Source organism: Sulfitobacter sp. 15WGC (genome assembly GCF_005068605.1).
In the GTDB taxonomy this organism is placed as follows: Bacteria; Pseudomonadota; Alphaproteobacteria; order Rhodobacterales; family Rhodobacteraceae; genus Sulfitobacter; species Sulfitobacter faviae.
Window position 1 is genome coordinate 45,983 of sequence record NZ_SZNL01000018.1, and the last position, 21,329, is coordinate 67,311.

General features: G+C 58.9%; 20 protein-coding genes and 1 pseudogene. 3 read left to right on the top strand and 18 right to left on the bottom strand.

Translation table 11 applies throughout. The features are described from left to right. Positions 1 to 58 precede the first annotated feature (58 nt). From FCK22_RS14555 to FCK22_RS14570, 3 genes are all read right to left on the bottom strand, one after another. A complete protein-coding gene (locus FCK22_RS14555) occupies positions 59 to 2,245 on the bottom strand; it encodes a cation-translocating P-type ATPase (RefSeq protein WP_067264400.1) in 2,187 nt (728 codons plus the stop codon). A 716-nt stretch (positions 2,246 to 2,961) separates the two neighbouring features. Then, a complete protein-coding gene (locus FCK22_RS14565; protein WP_067264455.1) occupies positions 2,962 to 3,627 on the bottom strand; it encodes a L,D-transpeptidase in 666 nt (221 codons plus the stop codon). Positions 3,628 to 4,032: 405 nt separating this feature from the next. Next, positions 4,033 to 4,362, bottom strand: coding sequence for a metalloregulator ArsR/SmtB family transcription factor (locus FCK22_RS14570; RefSeq protein ID WP_231886347.1), 330 nt, complete (start codon positions 4,360 to 4,362; stop codon positions 4,033 to 4,035). Positions 4,363 to 4,434: 72 nt separating this feature from the next. On the opposite strand from FCK22_RS14570, the gene FCK22_RS14575 reads away from it, so the two are divergent. The 3 genes from FCK22_RS14575 (at position 4,435) to FCK22_RS14585 (ending at position 7,031) form a co-directional block, all read left to right on the top strand. Beyond that, positions 4,435 to 5,283 carry a cation transporter gene (locus FCK22_RS14575; RefSeq protein ID WP_067264414.1) on the top strand — a complete coding sequence of 283 codons (849 nt, stop codon included), beginning with the start codon at positions 4,435 to 4,437 and terminating at the stop codon, positions 5,281 to 5,283. Beyond that, positions 5,280 to 5,780: a signal peptidase II gene (gene lspA / locus FCK22_RS14580; protein WP_035714444.1), complete on the top strand. Its 501-nt coding sequence runs from the start codon at positions 5,280 to 5,282 to the stop codon at positions 5,778 to 5,780. Before FCK22_RS14575 ends, lspA begins: the two co-directional genes overlap by 4 nt. A 144-nt stretch (positions 5,781 to 5,924) precedes the next feature. Next, positions 5,925 to 7,031, top strand: a complete 1,107-nt coding sequence (locus tag FCK22_RS14585) for a cytochrome P450 (protein WP_248646536.1) — start codon at positions 5,925 to 5,927, stop codon at positions 7,029 to 7,031. On the opposite strand, the gene FCK22_RS14590 is transcribed toward FCK22_RS14585, so the two are convergent. The 15 genes and pseudogenes from FCK22_RS14590 to FCK22_RS14660 form a co-directional block, all read right to left on the bottom strand. Then, complete coding sequence (locus FCK22_RS14590) at positions 7,015 to 7,674, bottom strand: cation diffusion facilitator family transporter (RefSeq protein ID WP_197470885.1); 660 nt, start codon at positions 7,672 to 7,674, stop codon at positions 7,015 to 7,017. The two genes, FCK22_RS14585 and FCK22_RS14590, sit on opposite strands and share 17 nt — an antisense overlap. 107 nt (positions 7,675 to 7,781) lie before the next feature. Continuing rightward, positions 7,782 to 8,348: a class I SAM-dependent methyltransferase gene (locus FCK22_RS14595; RefSeq protein WP_067264420.1), complete on the bottom strand. Its 567-nt coding sequence runs from the start codon at positions 8,346 to 8,348 to the stop codon at positions 7,782 to 7,784. A gap of 54 nt (positions 8,349 to 8,402) precedes the next feature. Continuing rightward, on the bottom strand, positions 8,403 to 9,137 hold the full coding sequence (locus tag FCK22_RS14600; protein ID WP_009824512.1) for a cytochrome c biogenesis protein CcdA: 735 nt from the start codon (positions 9,135 to 9,137) through the stop codon (positions 8,403 to 8,405). Beyond that, positions 9,131 to 9,631, bottom strand: a complete 501-nt coding sequence (locus FCK22_RS14605; protein ID WP_067264422.1) for a hypothetical protein — start codon at positions 9,629 to 9,631, stop codon at positions 9,131 to 9,133. The genes FCK22_RS14600 and FCK22_RS14605 overlap by 7 nt, the downstream gene beginning before the upstream one ends. Positions 9,632 to 9,651: 20 nt before the next feature. Next, positions 9,652 to 10,128 (bottom strand): cytochrome-c oxidase, encoded by a 477-nt coding sequence (locus FCK22_RS14610; protein WP_231886348.1) that lies wholly within the window; start codon positions 10,126 to 10,128, stop codon positions 9,652 to 9,654. 87 nt (positions 10,129 to 10,215) lie between these two features. Next, on the bottom strand, positions 10,216 to 11,007 hold the full coding sequence (locus FCK22_RS14615; protein ID WP_067264428.1) for a TniQ family protein: 792 nt from the start codon (positions 11,005 to 11,007) through the stop codon (positions 10,216 to 10,218). Beyond that, a complete protein-coding gene (locus FCK22_RS14620; protein WP_038147410.1) occupies positions 11,004 to 11,885 on the bottom strand; it encodes a TniB family NTP-binding protein in 882 nt (293 codons plus the stop codon). Before FCK22_RS14620 ends, FCK22_RS14615 begins: the two co-directional genes overlap by 4 nt. A 1-nt stretch (position 11,886) precedes the next feature. Next, a complete protein-coding gene (locus tag FCK22_RS14625; RefSeq protein ID WP_136720530.1) occupies positions 11,887 to 13,521 on the bottom strand; it encodes a Mu transposase C-terminal domain-containing protein in 1,635 nt (544 codons plus the stop codon). A 147-nt stretch (positions 13,522 to 13,668) separates the two neighbouring features. Next, positions 13,669 to 14,028, bottom strand: a pseudogene (locus FCK22_RS14630) (two-component sensor histidine kinase); the annotation flags it as partial. Then, positions 14,025 to 14,744 (bottom strand): response regulator, encoded by a 720-nt coding sequence (locus tag FCK22_RS14635; protein WP_067264430.1) that lies wholly within the window; start codon positions 14,742 to 14,744, stop codon positions 14,025 to 14,027. The pseudogene FCK22_RS14630 and the gene FCK22_RS14635, both read right to left, overlap by 4 nt. A gap of 105 nt (positions 14,745 to 14,849) precedes the next feature. Beyond that, complete coding sequence (locus tag FCK22_RS14640; RefSeq protein ID WP_009827249.1) at positions 14,850 to 16,115, bottom strand: ABC transporter transmembrane domain-containing protein; 1,266 nt, start codon at positions 16,113 to 16,115, stop codon at positions 14,850 to 14,852. Between the two features lie 10 nt (positions 16,116 to 16,125). Further along, on the bottom strand, positions 16,126 to 16,659 hold the full coding sequence (locus tag FCK22_RS14645) for a copper oxidase (protein WP_009827248.1): 534 nt from the start codon (positions 16,657 to 16,659) through the stop codon (positions 16,126 to 16,128). A 227-nt stretch (positions 16,660 to 16,886) separates the two neighbouring features. Continuing rightward, positions 16,887 to 17,384 (bottom strand): cupredoxin family protein, encoded by a 498-nt coding sequence (locus tag FCK22_RS14650; protein ID WP_009827247.1) that lies wholly within the window; start codon positions 17,382 to 17,384, stop codon positions 16,887 to 16,889. Positions 17,385 to 17,468: 84 nt separating this feature from the next. Beyond that, positions 17,469 to 18,188, bottom strand: coding sequence for a copper resistance protein B (locus FCK22_RS14655; protein ID WP_067264432.1), 720 nt, complete (start codon positions 18,186 to 18,188; stop codon positions 17,469 to 17,471). Positions 18,189 to 18,214: 26 nt separating this feature from the next. Then, entirely contained in the window at positions 18,215 to 20,200 is a 1,986-nt protein-coding gene (locus FCK22_RS14660) for a multicopper oxidase domain-containing protein (RefSeq protein ID WP_009827245.1), read from the bottom strand. Positions 20,201 to 21,329 lie beyond the last annotated feature (1,129 nt).

A 21,329-nucleotide genomic window follows, 5' to 3' on the forward strand; every position in this document is an offset into this window, starting at 1 on the left:
GATGCCCCTTTCGTGAGGTCTGATGTGTTTTAGGCGTTACTTAACCGCAAATGCCGGATCAATGACCGTGCGCCAGTGCTCCCTTTGCCATATTCTCGCCCACCGGTTCACCGCCCGAAGGCCCGCCCTTGATCTGATAGCCGTTCAAAAGCCGCAGTGCATTGGCGACCACCAACAGGGATACGCCCACATCCGCAGCGATGGCGCCCCACATAGAGGCCATGCCGAACGCGGTCAGCCCGACGAACAGCGCTTTGGTCGCCAACGATATACCAATATTCTGGTGGATGATCGACATGGTCCGGCGTGAATGACCAATAAGCCAGGGCACCTTGCCGATATCGTCAGTCATCAGCGCAATGTCGGCCGTCTCGATGGCCGCATCAGATCCGACAGCCCCCATGGCAATGGCATAATGCGCCCGCGCCATGGCCGGTGCGTCGTTCACGCCGTCACCAATCATCGCCACCATGTCGTGGATTTCCACCAGTTCTTCGATTGCCGTCACCTTATCTTCTGGCAAAAGTTCGGCGCGCACTTCGTCGATCCCAACTTCGGCCGCGACGGCACGCGCGGTGCGTTCGTTGTCGCCCGTCAACATCACGATCGTCTCCACACCCTGCGCATACAACTTTTCAACGACCCCCTTAGCATCAGGGCGGATGCGGTCGCGCAGCTCTAGTATGCCGACCACGGCAGTCTCGTCACCCACTACAACTAAGGTGCTCCCTGCTCCTTCTATTCGATCTCTCAAATCTGTCGGAATGTGATTGCCAAACCCCTTCTCCTCAGCGAACCGATCCGAGCCGAGCCAGATTACACGCCCGTCGGCGCGCCCTTCCAGCCCGCGTCCAGGCACGGTGCGTGTATCCTCTGCAGCAGTTATGGAAACACCATCAGTTTGCGCGCGCGCGAGAATGGCCCGTGCCAGCGGGTGCGAAGACCGTGCCTCCAAACTCGCTGCCAGCGTTATGAGATCGCCCGCGGAGGCTTCGCCCAATGCGTGAACTGCTGCAACCTCGGGTTCGCCCATAGTGATCGTTCCCGTCTTATCCATCGCCAGCGCAGTGGTGCGACCTGGCGCCTCAACATAAGCGCCCCCCTTGATAAGCACCCCTGCTCGCGCCGACGCGGTCAGCGCTGCCACGATCGAAACTGGTGTTGAGATGACAAGGGCACAGGGGCAGGCGATTACCAGCAGCACCAACGCATTGTAGAACCAATAGTCCCAGGCACCGCCCAGGAGGAGCGGCGGCACCAGCGCAAGGGCGACCGCCAGCGCCATCACTATGGGGGTGTAGATGCGTGCAAACTTCGCGACCCATTGCTCGACCGGGGCGCGACGGGCATGGGCATCGCCGACCATGCGAATGATTTTCGCGAGCACCGTGTCCGAGGCGGCCTTCGTAGCGCGCACCGTCAGTGTGCCCTCACCATTGATTGTGCCGGCATAAACCTCGTCGCCGAGTTCCTTCGGAACCAGTGCGCTTTCGCCAGTGATCGGGGCCTGGTCAACAGCCCCGGCCCCCTCTACGACCTCGCCATCAAGTGGGATGCGATCGCCGCCGCGCACGATGAAACGATCATCCACGGCAACTTCTGCCGCTGGAACATTCGCCTCGCTACCATCCGGCCGAATGATCCTGGCTGTCGGCGGTGCTAAATCCAGAAGGGCCGACACCGCATTGCGCGCCCGCCCCACACTCCAGCTCTCAAGGTAGAGCGACAGTGAAAAGAAAAACGCAACTGTCGCTGCCTCGAAGAATTCGCCCAGCCCGATAGCACCCGCCACGGCCACCACCATCAATAGATTCATGTCAGGGCTAATTCTGCGTGCTGAAGACCAGGCCTTTGGTGCAACGAGCCAGACGCCAAAAAGGATTGCGACGGCAAACAGCCCGGCTTCCGCGATGGGCATCGGCGCCGTGCCATGCCCTGCAAACAGACCAAGCGCACCACCCATGCCCGTTTCGACGATATGGTAGAGAAATCCTGCCGCCCAAAACCCGCCGCTCAGCGTGGTAAAACGCTTTTGACGTGCCAAATGCGCTGCCTGATTTTCGGCCGCGTTGTCGGCATCCCACGGTTTCGCGCTCATCCCCGTGCTCGCGACCAACTCAGCGACCTCATCATCTGAAATCTTATCCGCAGTATCCAGAATCGTCATTCGTCCATTAATGACATCAAACGCCAGATGCTCTGTCCCGCCAACTGTTGGACCGACAGCCCTATTCAGGATCGCCACCTCTTCGGCACAATCCAGACCAGAGACCTGGAAACTTCGTCCGGTCGCGGGGATGGGTTGTGCTGGTTCCGTGTCGGCTCCAGCACCGCAGCACGTACCACCTTCTCCATGAGAGTGGGAAACTCCTTTCGGATGCTCTTGATAATCACTGTGCTCGCGATCGCGGTCAGATTTGTGTTTGTGGTCGCGGCGGTGGTCATGGATAGACATAGATTGACCCTAGGATTAGATTGATTCAACTCTGACATAGCCCCTACAGTTACTAGAGGTTCAATAGAAAAATTGCGTTTCTTTTTATGAACTCTTTTGAAGATGCCGCGCTCCGACCGCCCCAGGGTGGTTCTTGTGGACCTGTGCCCGGTATGCAAGATTGTTGGTGAAAACCAAAGTAGGACAGGTCAGAGGACTGAATGCAAACACGACATATGATGATTGGAGCGGCCCTGCTGCTCGCAAGCGGATGTGCCGCACCAATGGCTAACTCCCGCGCGCCGGTAGACGCGGTTGGAAACCTTCCCGAACAAATCGTTAACCTAGCTGCACCTGGTCAGGACCTCACAACAGCTCGGCTTCGTTCCGAGGATGGGTGCTACTGGTATGAGCACAGCGGTCCAGTAGAAACGACACTGGTGCCGCTCCGCTCAATAGGTGGCAACCCGATCTGCACCACGCGCTCGGCGTGACTAATTGACCAGTGCAGACGGGTTGGGCGTAGATCACGTTCGCGGGGTCACGCTTTCTTCTGCCGAATACAGGAACGCCGTCGAACCAGTTTTGACGTTCGGGTATAGATGGTTGATATGTGCCATGACCATGCGGACACACCCCGAACTCGCGCGCCCGCCGATGCTTCTTGGTTCGGGCGTCCCGTGAATGCGAAGATAGGTGTCTCGGTTGCCTTCAAAAAGGTAAAGCGCCCGCGAGCCAAGAGGGTTTTCTGGGCCAGGGTCAACACCGTCGGCAACCGGGCCATAGAGCTCGGGATCGCGTGCGATCATGTTTTGGGTCGGCGTCCAGTTTGGCCATTCCACTTTTCGCTGGATCGTATACGTGCCGGGCTCGTACAGGTTACCACGGGCGATCGCCACACCGTAACGCATCGCAGTTCCCCCTTCTTCGATGTGATAGATGTAGCGCGCTACGGCATCAACGTGGACGTCTCCCGGAACAAGCCCGTCCTTAGCGTCCACCCGCTGGGGCAAAAAGCGCGGGTGCAGGCCCCACGGGTTTGACGTAGTTGGATCAAAAGCGGGAGGTGTGACCTGCGCGTCCCAGGCGGCCTTCTCCTCCTTGGTGGGCCGGGTGGCTGCCAGTAGCGGGCCAGCGATTGGAGTAGAAAACAGCGCACCGCTGGTTTGGAGAAAATGTCGTCTTGTCAGCATCATTCTTATTCCTTCAACGTTAGGTAGGCAAACTAAGCTCAAACAAAACCGCTCTGCCGTTCATTAAGGAAAGCCTGAAGCAGTATGGCCTGTTTGAATCGAATGCCGTTCTTCGCCTGCGGTCCTAACTCCTAAAGCTACTATAGGTTCAAGAAAAATATTGAGGTCGAACCGGGGCTTTCGTGTTCTTACTTAGACAAGAACAGACCAGTCCGCCAGCAATTCGGTCGTGGCCCGTCACCGCAGGACTATCCGATATTCTGGGTGCGGGGCCGATGTTCGCCATTGGTTGAAAAAACCTTCGCGGTAACATCTCGACTGTGTCTCACGTCGAAAGAACTACATCTAAAGAACGACCAAACCGGAGCGATGTAACGACCTGGCCGAAGGCCGCGACATCTTGAATCACGTCTCGCGATAGTTGTCACAAGCCTCAACCCCTTCTGCGACGACATCAAGAAGAGCATCTACATCGCTCAATAGCGTTATGATACGTGAATTGCTGATACGGTAGCGAACAAACCGTCCATCTCGATCGCTGGCGACAAGCCCGCACTCCAGCAGGCATCGCAAATGATTGGAGATATTGGGCTGAGTTAGTCCCGTGTGCGCGACGAGCTCCTGAACGACGAACGGACTTTTTGCCAAGGCGTCCAAAATCGTCAAACGACTGGTATCTGCGAAGCCGCGAAGCAATTTCGCGCGCTGTTCAATAGTGGTGGTCTTGTTGTCCATAACGATTTGCGCCATATCATTTCTCGCTGATATATGGAATCTTCTATCCACTTTAGCAGGAAAGCCGCGATCATGGCCAACACAGACAACGAGATAGCAGATGCGCCATTGTTTCGATACCGGGTTTCCGGCATGGATTGCGCGAAGGATGCTGCACAGATCGAGCGGGCGGCACAGTCGGCCGGGGTAGCGCCCGGCGATGTGAAAGTGTCGGCCGCAACCCACATCATGACACTGGCTGCACCCGAAGGGCGCCTGCCGGACATCGAAAAGGCCGTTGCGGTGACTGGTTACAGCTTCGACCGGATCGAGGACAATGCAGACATTCCGCCAAATCCGGCCCATCAGGACCCGGCCTACCGCCGTGCCCTCTGGATCGTCGTGATCCTGAACGTGGGATACGGGGTCCTCGAAATGATCGGCGGTTTCATTTCCGGATCGCAGGCCGTGAAGGCCGATGCGCTCGATTTCATCGGCGATGGCGCGATCACCTTCCTCGGCCTGCTGGCCATCGGCTGGAGCCTCGCTTGGCGGGCACGGTCGGCTCTGATCCAAGGCATCTTCCTCGGGCTCCTCGGTCTTGGCGTCCTCGGCACAACCATCGTTCGGGTCTTCGAACAGACGACGCCGGATGCAGGTCTCATGGGCCTGCTCGGTATGATCGCCCTTGTCGTGAACGTCGTCTCCGTTCTGCCGCTGCTGCGATTCCGCAAGGGCGACGCGAACATGCGGGCTGTCTGGCTGTTCTCGCGCAACGACGCTATCGGCAATGCGGCGGTCGTCATCGCCGCCGGTCTCGTGGCGTGGCTGGGCAGCGCGTGGCCCGACCTTATCGTCGCCTTCGGTATCGCCGGACTGTTCCTGCACTCCGCTTGGGCCATCATCCGCGACGCGCGGGGCGATCTGAAGGCGACGGCATGAACGGTCGCGTTCTCGGTGGGCTCTGCGCAATCGCAGCGCTCGGTCTCGATCAGGGCACCAAGGCGCTCGCCCTGACCACACCGGCGCTCGAGAGCGGGGTCGAGGTTTTACCCTTTCTTAACCTCGTGCGGGTTCTGAACGATGGGGTCAGCTTCGGTATGCTCGGCGGGTTCGTACCGTGGTGGGGTCTCATCGCGCTTGCTGGCGTGATCGTGGCATGGCTATTGATCTGGTTATGGCGCGCGCCGGACAGGCTGACAGCTGCCGCTCTCGGTCTGATCATCGGCGGCGCACTCGGCAATATTCTTGACCGCGTACGCTATCAGGCCGTTCCTGACTTTCTCGACTTCCATTACGGATCATACCACTGGCCGTCCTTCAATCTCGCGGACGTAACGATTTTCTGCGGTGCGGCCCTGCTGTTCTGGGACAGCTTCCGCTCTGCGAAGGACAAGCCTGGTCAGAGTGAACGCAAGGAAAACACAACGGGGGTGTAACCCATGTTCGGCATACCATCTGCGAAAGGCTTTGACAGCACACTGGCCCTGCTGCGCAACCCATATGGGTTCATCTCGGAGACCTGCCGCGCACTCGACACAGACCTGTTCGAAACCCGCATCCTCCTTCAAGAGACGATCTGCATGACCGGCGCGGCGGCAGCGAAAGTTTTCTATTCCGAGGATAAACTGATCCGCGCGGGCTCGATGCCGGGCCGCATACAGAAGACCCTGCTGGGCGAAGGCGGCGTTCAGGGATTGGACGGCGCTGCCCACCAGCACCGCAAGAAGATGTTCATGTCACTCATGGGGACCGAGCGGATCGCCGCGCTTCAGGGCACGTCGCTTCACATGTTGGACAAATATGCGCCGGACTGGGAGGCGAGGAACGAGGTCGTCCTCTATGACGAAGTGCGCGAAATGCTCACAAGAGCTGCCTGCGCCTGGGCCGGGGTGCTGCTTGAAGAAGCTGAGGTAGCGACCCGAACGGCGCAGCTTACAGCGCTTTTTCAGGACGCCGGGGCCTTTGGCCCCAAACACTGGGCTGCACGTCTGGCGCGCCACCGCCTGGAAAAATGGGCAGCACGGATGATCCAACAGGTCCGCGATGGCGAGCTTCAGCCGACGCAGGAAAGCGCCCTTCATGTCATCGCGACATGGCGCGATCTCGGTGGGGAGTTGTTGACCCCCAGGGTGGCCGCCGTAGAGCTGCTGAACGTCTTGCGTCCGACCGTGGCGGTGTCGGTATTCATCGTTCAGACGGCGCACGCCCTGCACAGGTACCTAGAATGGCAGGAGAAACTGCGGAACGACGAAGGACTGCTTGAACCCTTCGTTCAGGAGGTCCGTCGCCTCTATCCATTCTTTCCTGCGGTCGCGGCACGAGTCAAAAGTACTTTCGAGTGGCAAGGGTATCGCTTTCCCAAAGGACACCGGGTTCTGCTGGACCTCTATGGCACGAACACCGATCCGCGTTCATGGGATGAGCCGCTTAAGTTTCGGCCCGAACGGTTTCAGGGACGCGTCGAGAGCCCCTACGACTTTATTTCACAGGGCGGCGGCGACCACTACACGAACCACCGCTGTCCGGGCGAGTGGATCGCGATCAGCCAGATGAAGGCGTTTTGCAGATATCTTGTGAACGACATCGACTACGATGTGTGGGATCAGGATTTGGAGCTGGACACGGGAGAGCTGCCACCCCTGCCCGAGAACCGGTTCATCATGCGCAACGTCAGGCGTCGGCAGTAGCTTCGGCCTCGTCCGGATCGACCGACCACGCATCCTTCGTGGCCTCGAACGCCTCCCACGCAACGTAGGGCACGATCAGAAGCGCCGCGACCGGATCGGCCCACCACCAGCCCATCCATTGTGTCAGACCAATTCCGGCTAAGACTACCACGGTCTGGTATTCGCAGATCATGGTATCCTTGGCATCGTATTTCAGGGCGGGTGAATCGAGCCGCTTGCCGTAGCGATACTTGCCCCAGGCCAATAGCGGATTGACCACTAAAGAGACAAACAGGATCGCGATCCCCCACCAATTGAAGCCCGGTGCCTCCTGCGAGATGAAGGCGGACACCGCCTCGTAGAGGATCGCGGCGACGACGATCCAGAAAGCACAGGCGACCACATAGAGCGCGACCTTCTTGCGATGCAGGACCGTGCGCTTGTCGCCACCGTCCTTCTCGGCCTTCAAGCGCCAGATCAGCGTCCCGGCTGAGGTGGCTTCGACCGTGCTGTCGAGGCCCCAACTCACTAGTGCGGCGCTGCCGGTCAGAAGTCCAACGGTGACGGATACGACGACCTCGATGAGGTTGTAGACAAGGCTGGCGATCTCGACGCGGATGCCGCGTGTCAGATTGGTTTGTCTATCATTTTTCTGCTTGCTCATGATGCGGTAACCCCTGATATCTTCTATAAGTTCCCGCCGAGAGTTGGTTACCTTGTCATCAGTATCTCGCCATTTGGAAGCCGACATTGTTCTCCTTCTAAGCTGCCTCAATAAAGGCGAGCTTGCCCCTCATACATGAAAACAAAGGGTTTCGGACCTTTCGCGTAGCCGGTGTCGAGCCGCTCCATGCGGAAGCCGTTCTGCTCGACCAGAGTGTCTGTCTGGCGGTCAAGGTGACAGTTTCCGGCACAATGCTTCCAGGCAGGCGTGAGCCAGCGCTGCCAACGCTGGACACCGGGTTCGGGCGCTGTTCCATGCTCGACGAAGCGGAAGGCGCCATCCGGCTTGAGAACGCGCCGGATCTCGGCCAGCACCTTCTCCGGTTCCGACACGCTGCAGAGCGTCCAGGTGGCAACCACGCAGTCAACGCTGCGATTTTCCAGCGGCAATGCTTCGGCCACGCCCTCGATCATCTCCGTTGTCGGCGTCAAGCCCTGAGAAGCCTGCGCGGCCCGATGAAGGAGTTCCGGCGACGGGTCCACACCGACGATCTGATCCACGGCGTCGGGGTAGAGCGCGAGGTTCAGGCCCGAGCCGATCCCGATCTCCAGCACGCGGCCCTTCGCACCTGAGACCGCGCGCCTTCGGTAGGGAAGAAGCTGTTCCTGACCCATGGTGAGATGCGTGAGGCCAGGAAGTATATGTTTTTCGTAGAACCGCACGAGCTGTTACCCTATTCGTCCAAGAACCGGAAATGCATCGAGCATCCAGTATGACAGCGCGCTCAACTGTCCAGTCATCATCGCCAGTCCCATAAGGATCATCACGACGCCTGCAATCTGGTGGAGGCGGCGGCCAACCCGGCCGATGGCCCGCAACCGTCCCGCAATCTGATCGGTGAATCCGGCCACGATCAGAAACGGTATCCCGAGGCCTGCGGAATAGACGGCAAGCAGCATGACGCCTTCGCCCATCGTGGCGCTCGCCGCACTGGCTGTCAGGATTGCGCCGAGGATCGGGCCGATACACGGCGTCCAACCGAAACCGAAAGCAAGACCGAGGACATAGGACGCAGCGGGTTGGCCCCCGGGGATGTTGAGATTGAACCGGAAATCGCGTTCCATCACTGAAACACGCGCGGCCCCGATCATGAAAAGCCCGAAGACAATGATGATGCCGCCCCCAACGAGGTTGAGTTCATACCGCCACCGAAGAAGGGCCTGACCCAATGCTGTCGCGGATGCGCCAAGCCCCATGAAAATGGTGGAGAAGCCGAGGACAAAACACAGGCTCAGCCAGACCGCGCGCGACGGCGAGGCCGCAGCCGCCCCGCCTTCAGCGGCTGTGCGCCCGGCCACGTAAGAGACATATCCTGGCACAAGAGGCAGCACGCAGGGAGACAGAAACGATATCGTACCGGCCAAGAGCGCGGCGGTGAGCCCCAGAAGCGAGATATCTACCATGAACCACGTTCACCCCTGAATAGCTTGCGCAAGGGCACTCTTGTGGCAGCCCAATATGCCAGGGTCGGGACGATGATCCATTGCAGCAGGGGCGTGAGACCGGCGTCGATGACGGGGACCACCGGCATGATGTCGCGATAGGCCCAGGCCGCACGGATTACGATGTTCAGCCACTCGCTGAAGATCGTGTAAGAGACGCCCATGGCCACGGCCAAAAGCAGAACACGCCCTGCGCGTTCCGACGGCCATGCGTGCCCTCCAACAAGAAACAAGGCAAGCAAGAGCGTGCTCATGGCGATCAACAGGTCTCCGCCGGTGCAGTGCACGACCGCGAACACAATCTCTCCCCAGGTGCCTTCGACCCAGATCGTGTAGAGCGGGATATGTGCCATTTCCCAGATCAGGTGTCCGACGGCGGTATAGACGATGTATCGGCGGATGACGGACAGCCATCCGGTATCGCTTGTCTCAATGGTTTCTGTGTTTGCTGTCATGCTGGGGGTCCGTTCTTCGATCAATGCGCGTTGGTCAGGCCGTTGACGTACAGGATCATGTTGATGTGCCGGAAAGCGGAACCCGCAAAGACCCCGGAATGGCGGTTGCCGCGCGCGATAACATGCACAAGCGGAGCTTCGGGACGGTCTGGCGCAATCGCGCGATACTGATCGATCAGATTCTCTATTGGCACTTGTGCGCGAGCAATGACCACGTTCTCGGCAATCGGTCCGGGAACCGGATCACTGGCGTCGGTCACCACAAGGAAGGTCACCATGTCCAGCATGGGAGATGCATTCACTCCGCCCCTCACCTTTTCAAGAAGTGCCTGCTGGTCAGCACAGGGCGACCCGCAGTTGGACGGGACGGAACTAAGAACGACGACCTGATCGGAGAGGCTTTCCAAGTCCAACGGTTCTCGGTCAGGGCCGAGCAGATCCAACGCAGGAAGTTCGTTGATGTCAACGGCAGTGAAAGCAGGTTCTTTTTGTGCCATCACCTCGTCAAGACGGTCGCCAGGATGATCTGCTGTCGCGTTGCCCTTTAATCTGAGACGCGACGCGTTTGGCGACAATTTTTGCCCTTAATTGTGAGATACGGCTGTCATGGGGCCCCTGTTTCTCGCGCACCTTTGCGCGATGTGATCAACCGCGGCAAGCAATCGAGGCTCCTTCTCGAAGGCGCGCAAGAGAGCAATCCTTGCATAGTCGTCGATGCTTTTGCTGACGATGGCTGCCTTAGCCAAGGGATGAGATCGAGCGGCGGCGATTGCGGCGAGGCAGAACAGCCTAACTTCCGATCTGGGGTTCTGGACAGCGAACGACGGATCCCCGCGGAAGGTTTTGAGTGACATGGCAAAGGTGACCGCGCGCATTGCGCGCCGAAGTTGCTTGGGGCCGCGCGAGCGCGCGGCGCACTCAAGCATCTCTGCCCCGCGGCGCGCTCGGTATATCAGTTTTCCAGATATTTGTTCCTCACGGAGTTTGCCAAGGGTCTGCACAAGTCTCGTCCCGCAAACTTGGCAGTCAAATGCCCAGGCCCGCCTCCAATGCCTGAGCGAAAGACCCTCTCTGGCGCATTGCATGCAATGCTGGAATGGCATCTGAGCCGTCAGCGAGGCTTCTCGTGGCGTCATTGCCGGAAAGGTCAAAGATCGAACAACATCTGGGTTAACCCGTGCGGCGTTGGCAATCTTCGCCGCCGCAGCCGCGTCGACGTTGAAGTCCAAGGCGGTGCCATGCGCGGTATCGATTCTGAGATGAGCCAGTAGTTCCGCATCATCACAGTAGTTGGCCGCCGCCAGCCGAGACAACCAACCTGACAACAACTCGTCTGGCAGCGGCGCGACAGTCTTGGGCAGCGGGTGCGGCTTCACACCCGGGACTTCTGGAGCCGCCGATGGGGGTTCGCATGGCGCGACCAAACCGGCGTCCATTTTGCGATTGCGTCATCGGTGATGCATTCCTCGCCTGTGATAATGGCGTCGATGGAAAGATCCTTGACCAGAGCGAAGATGCGCGAGGTCACCCCACCGGTCAGTGCCAAGACCTGCTTGAGAGATTTGACCTTCAGGTTGGACTTCTTTTCCAGTGGCATGGCAGCAATAAGGGTCTGGATCATGTCCGAGAACTCGGCATCGTCGCGCCAGTTTGGCAGATGATGTTCGTCCAGCCGTCGGGCAAGCTGGATATCACCGCGAATAGCATCGACGGCCTCGCTGACCCCAAGGCAGACCAGTGACACCTCGAGTTCATTGCTGAGATACCGCAGGACATTGAGAAATCGGCGCTGTTCGCGGTGGGTCCCGGCCAAGAGATTGTGGACCTCGTCGATCATGATCATCCGCAGGCCAAGGTCGCGTAAGAGCGCGATGACACGGACTTCGAGGGAAGCCACATTTTGAGCGCGGGCGCTAAGAGCCGTCGCCGGGGCGCCGACGGCGGCCAGGATGTGCAGGTAAAACCGCCGTTCATCAGGTGCGGGCGGCGCTTGCAACAGCAGAAGCGGTGTGCGGGTGATGCCCGACGCCGGATCGTATTCTGGTGCGTACTTGCGCGACAGGTTTCGGGCAATCATCGTCTTTCCGATCCCGGAGGCGCCATGCACAAGAAGCCCAGGCATACGGGTTTGTCGTGGCGCTTCGATCATGCCCTGCAAGCGGTCCAACACCTGTTCCGCCCGAGGAAAGCCGATCCAGATATCCGATTGAATGAGGGCGATCCGGCCGTCTTCTTCAGTTGTCCCTGCCCTCAATTCACCATCTCTCCACCTTGAACAATGGGCGCGATGTATCACCCGTATCGATCGGGCGCAGCCCTTCGGTTGTCGAGACGGCCGAGTTCGTGCCCTTCAATGTCCCTTTTCTTTCACGGGTTCTGCGTTCGGCCTTCGTCAGGCCCCGGCTTTCAGCTTCGATCTGGCGTTGCTGTCGGATCAGCTCAGCCAGCACCAGCTCATTAGACCCGGACTTGCCAAGGGCACGGGCCTTCCTCATCGCTTCGCGATATTCCCAGAGCGAGACGGGCGGAATTTCCAGGTTTCTGTACCGCGCCTCAACATACCGGCCATCGTCCAGTTCGACCCAGATCATTGAGATATCGCGAGGATCGTAGCGAACGACCACCTTTCCATCCCCGCGCCCAATGTGGCCTGCAAGGGCATCGGACCAGTACCTTATCTGGAACAGATGGATGCCGTCACGCCTGATCTTGCGCAGTTCACTCGGCAGGAAGCTCACCTGAAAGGCTTCCATCTCGAAGGGGATGTCGCCTGTCATTTGCTCTGAGAGCGCCTCCCATTTGGCAACGGGCGTGCAGCCAAGACTTGAATGAATGCTGTTGTTGTAACGGCAGATTTCCAGAGCAAACCAGCGATCGAATTCGCTCAACGTCATCGTGGCCTTGCTTTCGGCGTCATAGTCGCCCTTTGCCGCGATCGAGGATTGCGTTGTTTCCGGCAACAGGTGAACGGCCCCCATCATGGTGCCGATCAACCGTTCGATGTGACCACCGAAGTGAGGACTTGCTGGCGGTCGATAGACCAGATCGATCCCCCAATCCGCACAGGCCGACCGAAAGGCGCGCGACCGGAAATCGCGACCGTTATCGACGTGGATGCTGTGCGGTTTGCCCTGTGCCGGCCAAGGAACATCGCACGCCAATTCCGCAAGAAGTTCCTCCTTGAGGGCCACCGCCTGTGTCAGGCAAAGCGCCACTGACAGACGCGAAGGTGCCTCGAGAGAGGTGTAATATCCGGTCACCATCCGCGTTGCGACGTCGATCGCCAGCGTGACCCAAGGCCGCCCAATTGGTTTGCGTTCAAAGCCGTCGACAAGAATGATGTCCGCCGGTGTATGATCAATTTGGACGATCTCCAGTGGCATACTGGCCTTGTTCTCACCTGTGACCGGCGCAAATTTCTGGCGGGCCGCCTTTGCGCCCTCTCGTGCCTTCGCAACTTCGCGGGCATCCATCGCATCCAGACGACGCTGAACCGTTCGCCGTGTCGGCGGTTGCAAGCCCTCCTGCCAGCAAGCGCTGCGGATTTCTGTCACGACGCGCGACAAGCTCGAACGCTCCCGGCGCAAGAAATAGCGGCGAAGGTGCTCCTCGATTACCGCTTCGACTTTGCTGGATATTAACATCGTCCCGGTCGGGCGGCCCCGTTTCCGCGGAGCCAGAGCGCTGGTGCGCCCACCCTCTTCCGCCAACCGTTTTATCCAACGCCAGACCGTCGCCCTGCTGACACCAAGCTCCCAAACGGCGTCATTGATGCCACGTTCCAGGCTGCCAGTCCCATTGAGATATGCCTGAACAAGAGGGCGCAGCACCGCGGCCCTGCGCGCCTCTTCAGCACCAACAGCAACGCAGTCTTCGCCATCATCATTCATCGATATTTGCCGCAAATGTTTGTGAACCCTGTCTCAGGTTTAAGGGCAAAAATATCAGAATTAAAGGCAAAATCTCATATTTAAGGGCAAAGCTCAGCCGTTGATTTCGTTGGATTTCCCATCTCACAATTAAGGGCTACGCGACACATGGATTTCGATGCGGATGTCGCGGCTGTAGTCATCGCCCAGAAGAGCCCTCACCCGCGCCTCGACCGCGCCGCCTGCGTCATGATCCGTATGCACAACCTCCGGCTCTTCGGTCAGGTTGAAACGGATCAATGGAGAGGTCGCGGCGCGAATGATCTGGGGGTGCAGCTCCGGAGGCGCGCCTTCGATCAGTTGTGCTACATTGGCGGCCCGTCCGGCGGCTTCCGCGCCGATCGCCGCCTGCACGGCGAGTGTTCTTTCGTCAACGAAGAACCAGAGGCTCACCGCCTGCGCCACGACGATAACACCCAGCACCAAGAGTGAGATCTGCGTGCGCAGTCTCCACGGGCGCGTTTTCACGAACTGACCTCGACATCGCAGGTCAGGCTGTAACCGCCGTTGCGCACGGTGGAGATGACACGGGGGCGCAATACGTCCGGTTCGATCTTGCGGCGCAGGCGGCTGATCTGATTGTCGATCGTCCGGTCAAGCGGTCCGGCCACGCGCCCCGCTGTCATTTCCAGCAGCTCATCGCGGCTCATGACGATACGCGGGCGTTCGAGCAGGATGGACAGGAGTTTCAGCTCACTGGAGGTTACCTGATTGCGGGTGCCGTCCGGGGCGGTCAGGGTCCGTCCGTCATAGTCCAGTTCGAGATGGGCGAACCGGATGCGCTTGCCCGCGAATGGGTCCTGCGGAGGGCTCTTCTCGCTGCGTCGCATGATGGCCCTGATCCGGGCCAACAACTCGCGCGGATTGAAGGGTTTGGAGAGATAATCATCCGCGCCGCCTTCCAGACCCTCGATGCGGTCGTCGTCCTCTCCGAGGGCGGTCAGCATCAGGACCGGTGTGCCGCACTCCTGACGCAATCTTTTGCACGCAGTCAGCCCGTCTTCGCCGGGCATCATCACATCGAGCACGATCAGATCGAAAGAATGTCTTGCGCGCTGAGCGTCCATCTCTGCGGCACTTTCGGCGACCGAGGTTCGCATGCCGTTCCGTTCGAGATAGCTTGAAACGGAATTGCGGATCTCGTCATGGTCGTCGACGACCAGAATGTGGGCAGGTTCGCTCATACCCGGTGTATATCAAACCGCCGGTGTAAATGTCCGCCCCCTCTTTGTAGCCAAATGTAACGGCAGTTTGACGCGTCGCGGGAGCAGGGGGGACAATAGGAGCCCTCAAGTCTGCGACAGCGCATGTTCCGGCGGTCTGCGGATCGCCAGCCGGTGCACCCCGGCGGATTGCTGTTCTTCCATGCGGGGCGGCGTCCCGGCGAAGAAGGTCGTGATTTCCTGATACCTGATCCGCGTATCCTCAAGCGCCTGATAGTATCGGAAAAGCTCCTTCAGTGGGGCCGAAAAGTCTTTGTGCGCGGCGAGGACCGCGACCAGTGCCCCAAGCGTGATCCGGCCTTCGATGACGAAATATCCGCCAAGTGAGTAGAACAGAAACGGTGTCAGCGCCGTCAGAAAGTTGTTGAGCGCCTTGATGAAGAACTTGAGACGAAAGATCCTTCTGCGTACCTGCTCCAGCGCCTTGAAACTAGCGCCCGCCGCCGACAGGCCGGACGAGGCGCCCTGTCGTTCGCGCAACTGCTCGCTCAGTTGCCTGCCAAGATCGCGGACCTCTTTGATCCGGATACGCGACAGGGTGTTCACCCGGCGCTGCAGCTTCGGGAGCAGAATAAGCTGAATGGGCAACACGGTCAGCGCGGCGGCACCCAGGATCGGGTCCTGAATGAACATGAACAGCAGAATGGTGAAAAGCGTGCCACCCTGCAAAACCGGCAGGGTCAGGACTTCGGCCGCGAAGCCGCCGATGGGTTCCACTTCCTGTGCGAGTATTGGGACGATCTCGCTTTGCTCGGACGCCTCCGCATCCGAGCGCCACCGCCGATAGATCAGCAGCCTGAAGCGTCGGAGAAACCGCTCCGCCGTATAGCCCTTGAAGACGTTGAGCGTGTATTTGATGAGTCCGTTCAGGCTGATCGACAGCAAATACAGCCCGCAAAGCAGCAGCAGGAATATGACCTGATCCAAACTCTGGCCCAGAACCTCGACCGGGAAAGTCGCGGATTCCAGCGCATTGTTCACGATCTGCTTGGGCAGTTCCAAGGTCAGATACAGGATCGGAAGCGCGAGAAGGCTCAGCATGATCATCTGCGCCTGCTGCCGTCTGGTGTAGCGCAGGACCGAGCTGAACAACCCGGCATCAAGCCCCCTCACGTGGTTCATGCGCGCGACCGGTTTTGCCGGGCGGCTCCAGAGCCGCAGGATACCGCGCAGGACGAGATAGAGGGCGACGCCGATCAGCAATCCCGGCGCCAGGACCAGAATGAGGTGAATGAACGGATGAACCCAGTCCGGCGTCGTATCATTGTAATCGTATCCGAAGAGGGCGGAGACGTCATGTACGAGGACGTGATACCTGTCCATCAGCGACATTGGAGCGCGCTCAATATCCGGCGGGTGAGGCGAGGTGATCATGCACGATGATGACCCCCCACATCCCGGCATCTCTGTGGCCGGGGACCAGACAGGCAAATTCCAGATTGGTCACGTCTGAAAACTTCCAGATCAGTTCCCCGGTTTCACCGCTGGGTATCGATATGAAGTTGGCGGCGTCATGGGTCATGTCCGGATGCTCCTGCATCCATTGCCGGTTTTCGGTGACTTCATCGAAGGAGCCGAGAAAGAAAGTGTGATCGAGTTTGCCGGAGTTCGTGACCCGAAAGCGGACAACCGCTCCGTTCTCGATGTGAAGCGCATCCGGATCAAAGAGCATGTAACCGCTTCCGGTCTCCCTGACCGTGATGTCGACCGTCCTGTCGGGCGTGGCATCGCCGGGGGGTTCTCCGATCGGGTCATGGTCCGGAAGGTCGTAGGCCCTCAGATGGGGTTGCTGGCTTTTGCCATCGGACGCATGCGCGGAGAGGGCGGACAAGATGAGCGCTGCCGCGAGGGTGCAAGTTTTGAACGATGTCTTCATGTGCTCAACGCCTCCGCAGTAGGGGAAATTCTAGAACCGGGTTTATTCGATCGATTGAAGCCGTGAGCCCAAGGGTTCAGCAAACGTCGGATCTGGGTACTACCGCCGCTGGCGCGGTACACCATCGTCGCAGACGGGCGCCCAACGGGGGAAAGAACGGGCGCGGTGTACGCCCGTTCTGGTATTAACGTTATCGCAAGGCGGTGCTCGCGATCCGCACTGACCGTTTAGTGAGTAACGGAGACTTCGCGGAACATGCCGGATTCGTAATGACCGGGGATCAGGCAAGCAGCTTCGAACGTGCCGTTATTTGCAAATGTCCAGATGATTTCGGCATCTTCGCCGGGCGCGAGCCGGATGCGGTTGGGCTCATTATGACCCATATTCATACCGCTCATATCCGCCATTTCGTTCTTGTGCGCGGCGTTCTTCTTTTGCGAGTCGAGAATGAACTCATGGTCCAACTCGCCCTCGTTGCGGACGACGAAACGGACGGTCTCGCCTTCTTTGAAATCCAGATCGCCGCCCTTGAACAGCATTTCGCCGTCGTCTGTTTCGACCATGTCGATCTCGACCGTGCGGTCCACCGCAGCGGCATCGCCGGGCATGCCGATCTTCATTTCTCCATGGGTGTCGCCGGACTTGTTTCCGTGAGCCGCTTCGCCGGCAAACCCCGGTGCCGCAAAGGAGGAAGCCAGTGCGATTGTCAGCAGTAGATGTTTCATCTGTTTAGTCCTTGGTTGCTTTTGGGTTCAGGTATTGGCCGGAGGACTCATCAGCCCTCCGGATTGCTCCCGCAGGAACAAATCTCAGAATTGAAGGCGTGTACCCATCACGACCGAGAACTCATCTGTATCCCCACCGGCCGCGCGGGTGATGTCCCGCGTGTCGCCGAACGAGGTCTCGTAGTTGACGCCGATATAGGGTGAGACCGCACGGTCGATGAGGTCGTAACTCAGCCGCGCACCGATCTCCATGACTGCGCCACCCGCACCCCGCCCCCGGGCGATGTCATCCTTCAGCGGCATATCGATCTCGATGTTCGGGGTCAGGATCAGACGGTTGGTAAGGAGCAGTTCGTATTCCGCCTCGAAACTGAAGAACGAATAGTCGGAGAGGTAGAGATCGGCGTCGATCTCGAACCACTGCGGCGCGAGCCCTTTTACCCCCACGACAGCCGCGTAGCGTTCCGGAACGCCCTCGGGTGTGCTGGCATAGGCTCCGACCACGCCGCTAAAGAAGGTCGAGATTGGAAACTGGAGACGTAGCTGGTTTTCGAGGCTTTCGAACTCATCGGACGAAAGACCGTATTCAGCTTCGCTGCGCCACACCAGCTTGAGCTCATCCGTGCCGATGAGGGCGTCGAAATCCCAGACAAGGACCTCTTCGTCATCCAGTGCGCGAATTTCCAACTGTTCCGCCTGCACGCCCCAGATCAGCTGTTCGGTCTGTTTGACGGGCTGAGCCTGCACGAGCGAGGCCCAAGGAAGGATGAGGCCGGCCAGTCCGGCGAGTTGACTGTATTTCATTACGTTCGTCCTTTGTATTTCCCGGCTCAAGCCGCGCGTCCCTTGACCACGACCTTGCGGAACATTCCCGCCCGCGCGTGGTAGCTGAGGTGACAGTGGAACGCCCATTGACCGGGGGCGTCGGCCTCGACTTCGATGTCCGTCGTGGCGGCGGGATTGATGTTCACGGTGTGCTTGATGGGATTGCGCGGACCGTGACCGGCATCGATGATCGACCACATCCCGTGCAGGTGCATCGGATGCGACATCATCGTTTCGTTGATGAACCGCATGCGCACCCGCTCGCCGTATCGGAGCGTGATCGGGGCGGCATCGTCGTATTTCACGTCGTTGATCGACCAGATGTAGCGCTCCATGTTACCGGTCAGCCGCAACACGATGGTGCGTGAGGGTGCGCGGTGACGGTAACGAGGGCTGGCGGCGCGCAGGTCTGCGTAGGACAGGAACTTGCCGCCGTTGTACGCGACAGGCGTCAGTCCGCTGCCCGGGACATAGAACGGATCGCCGCCATCAGACATTGCCATTCCGCTCATACTGTCCATGCCGCTCATACCGTCCATTGCGGGCTTCTGCATCTGGGCATGGTTCATGCCTGACATCGGTGCCTTTTTCTTCTGCTGCATCTGCGTGTGGTCCATGCCGTCCATCGCAGGCTTTTGCATCTGCGTATGGTCCATCCCAGCCATCGAAGTCTTTTTCTTCGGCTTTTCCTCTGACGGGGTCATCGCAGGCATCGGGGGCTGCTGGCTGGATTGCATGTTTGAATGGTCCATGCCTGTCATGTCGGTGTGGTTCATTCCGGTCATGTTCTGCATGACGTGGTCGCCCATACCCATGCCCATATCCATACCCATACCGCCCATCATGCCGCTCATGTCGGCCATGGTGAGCAAGGGCTTGGGTCTGAGACGGGGCACGGCACCGGCATAGCCCTCTCTGGGTGACAGGGTGCCCCGAACAAGCCCGTTGCGGCCCATGGATTCCGCAATAATGCTATAGACCTTGTTCTGCGTAGGCTGGACGATGACATCATAGGTCTCGGCAACCGCGACCCGCAGTTCATCCACGGCGACAGGCTCCACATCGTTGCCGTCAGCCTGCACGACGACCATTTTCAGTCCCGGTATCCGCATGTCGAAGTAGGTCATCGCGGAGGAGTTGATGATCCGAAGGCGGACCTTCTCACCGGGCCGGAACAAACCGGTCCAGTTTTGCGACGTGCTGCGACCGTTGATCAGCGAGGTAAATCCCTGCACGTCTTCGACGTCGCTCGGCAGCATGCGCATGCGCCCCCACATGCGGCGCTCTTTCAGCGTCGCCTTGAGACCGTCCATGCGGGCGTCCCGGATCAGGTCCTGAAAAGTGCGCTGCGAACGGTTGTAGTAGTCGGACTGCATCTTGAGGTTCCGCAAGATGCGGTTGCCCGGATGGGGATGTTTGTCGGCCAGCTGAACGACATAGTCGCGGTGCGCTGGTATGCGTTCCCTGCCGCGCGGCTCGATCACGATCGCACCGTAGGCGCCATCCGGCTCCTGAAGGCCTGAATGGCTGTGGAACCAATAGGTCCCGGCCTGCTGGATCGGGAAGCGATAGGTAAAGGTCTGACCGGGGGCGATGCCGTTGAAGCTGATCCCCGGAACGCCGTCCTGACGGAAGGGCACGATAAGTCCATGCCAGTGGATCGAGGTGCTTTCGCTGAGGTTGTTGGTCACGTTTATCGTAACCTCCTCACCTTCCTTGAAGCGCAGGATCGTCGGAATCTGGCTGCGGTTGTAGCCCACGCCCATCTTCTGAAAATCGCCCGTGTTGATGCGCACCGGGTCGACTGTGATATTGTAGGTTCCCTGAGAGGTCACCTGCGTGGAGCCATGCGCGCTCAACGCTTTGGGCATCGCAAAAGCCGCAGCCGCAGCCAAGCCGAACTGACGCCGCGACAACCCCTTCGCCAGCTCTTCAGAGGTACTGAGCGCCGTATCCCAGAGGGCCAGCTGCTTTCTATTGAAGAATTGCATTCGTTTTCCTTGTATTAGTCTGTCTGAAAGGTGCCGCAGCGCGCGTGCTCAAGGGTTCGACGGCGTTTTGGAGGTCAGTCGCACCCGGCTCGGCACAGTTCGCTTCGAACACGGCACGTGCCGGGGGGCGTTTACGCGCGGTTCTGCCTTGCAACTTGCGAGGGTCAGCGCGGGGCCTGTTTCGAGTTCTGAATTTGTCGGATCCATGATTCACGTGCCCTCCGTGGAACTGGAGGTTTTATAGCCGGAACGCCTGCAAAGGATGAAGAATACATATGGTTACATATGGGGTTAGGGTGTGCTGACCGTCGGTAGGGTGGGTGGTTGCTGATGTGATTTGCTTTGGTTCGGGAAGGGCGAAGGGGCGCCTACGCAGTTGCCCGAAGGTTCGCGAACGCGCTTGATGTAGATCATCTTTCGCTTGCTATGCCCGGTTTCCAGAGATGATCGGCGAAAGACAGGCTCATCCAAGAATTGATCAACAACTCATCTGGAGATAGCGATCAGACGTTGATAGAGGCTATCGCGGACCTGGTTCGGAGGACTTTACTCGCTGCAGCAATACATCCCTGAAATAACCTGCGTGCAGCGTCAGAAAGCGAGATCGTGTGCCAATCAGACATGCTTGTGTTTTTCTGAGATTTATTAATGCAGCGGATTGCAAAAACTCTCGCTGTGCGCTCTGAGGCTACAGCCTTTCCAAGCTTCGCCCTTGTAAGCCAGTTCATTCGGAATATCCGCTAAATGCAAGTGTTTGGGACGGAACTCATACCAAGCCGTAGAACTCCACAGCGCTGCGAACGCTGCAACTTTTCCTAGTTTAAAGACAGCAAGGTGCTCAATATGACCCGAATAGTGATAATCAACCATTACGGTTCAACCACAGGCACCGGTATGGGCGGACGGCATCACTATTTCGCCCGGGAGTTAGCGCGCAAGGGCCATACAGTAACATTAGTCGCCGCTCGATCACATCACCTGATCCGCGACGATATCGATTCAGGGTGTTGTCACGTTAACTCGCCGAATTTGCAAGTTGGCAAGCTGTTCGTTGATCAAGCGGCCTGTGCCGCGGATTTCCACGCCTCGAATGCTTCGAGCCGATGGTAGCGGATGGTGAGCGCAGAGC

Excerpts from the sequence above, each read along its gene's own strand:
- FCK22_RS14660 (WP_009827245.1), bottom strand. The coding sequence starts at position 20,200 with ATGCAATTCTTCAATAGAAAGCAGCTGGCCCTCTGGGATACGGCGCTC.
- FCK22_RS14605 (WP_067264422.1), bottom strand. The coding sequence starts at position 9,631 with ATGACAGCAAACACAGAAACCATTGAGACAAGCGATACCGGATGGCTG.
- FCK22_RS14565 (WP_067264455.1), bottom strand. The coding sequence starts at position 3,627 with ATGCTGACAAGACGACATTTTCTCCAAACCAGCGGTGCGCTGTTTTCT.
- FCK22_RS14570 (WP_231886347.1), bottom strand. The coding sequence starts at position 4,362 with ATGGACAACAAGACCACCACTATTGAACAGCGCGCGAAATTGCTTCGC.
- FCK22_RS14590 (WP_197470885.1), bottom strand. The coding sequence starts at position 7,674 with ATGAGCAAGCAGAAAAATGATAGACAAACCAATCTGACACGCGGCATC.
- FCK22_RS14655 (WP_067264432.1), bottom strand. The coding sequence starts at position 18,188 with ATGAAATACAGTCAACTCGCCGGACTGGCCGGCCTCATCCTTCCTTGG.
- FCK22_RS14645 (WP_009827248.1), bottom strand. The coding sequence starts at position 16,659 with ATGAAGACATCGTTCAAAACTTGCACCCTCGCGGCAGCGCTCATCTTG.
- FCK22_RS14600 (WP_009824512.1), bottom strand. The coding sequence starts at position 9,137 with ATGGTAGATATCTCGCTTCTGGGGCTCACCGCCGCGCTCTTGGCCGGT.
- FCK22_RS14650 (WP_009827247.1), bottom strand. The coding sequence starts at position 17,384 with ATGAAACATCTACTGCTGACAATCGCACTGGCTTCCTCCTTTGCGGCA.
- FCK22_RS14610 (WP_231886348.1), bottom strand. The coding sequence starts at position 10,128 with ATGGCACAAAAAGAACCTGCTTTCACTGCCGTTGACATCAACGAACTT.
- lspA (WP_035714444.1), top strand. The coding sequence starts at position 5,280 with ATGAACGGTCGCGTTCTCGGTGGGCTCTGCGCAATCGCAGCGCTCGGT.
- FCK22_RS14575 (WP_067264414.1), top strand. The coding sequence starts at position 4,435 with ATGGCCAACACAGACAACGAGATAGCAGATGCGCCATTGTTTCGATAC.
- FCK22_RS14635 (WP_067264430.1), bottom strand. The coding sequence starts at position 14,744 with ATGAGCGAACCTGCCCACATTCTGGTCGTCGACGACCATGACGAGATC.
- FCK22_RS14585 (WP_248646536.1), top strand. The coding sequence starts at position 5,925 with ATGACCGGCGCGGCGGCAGCGAAAGTTTTCTATTCCGAGGATAAACTG.
- FCK22_RS14595 (WP_067264420.1), bottom strand. The coding sequence starts at position 8,348 with ATGGGTCAGGAACAGCTTCTTCCCTACCGAAGGCGCGCGGTCTCAGGT.
- FCK22_RS14640 (WP_009827249.1), bottom strand. The coding sequence starts at position 16,115 with ATGTCGCTGATGGACAGGTATCACGTCCTCGTACATGACGTCTCCGCC.
- FCK22_RS14625 (WP_136720530.1), bottom strand. The coding sequence starts at position 13,521 with ATGAATGATGATGGCGAAGACTGCGTTGCTGTTGGTGCTGAAGAGGCG.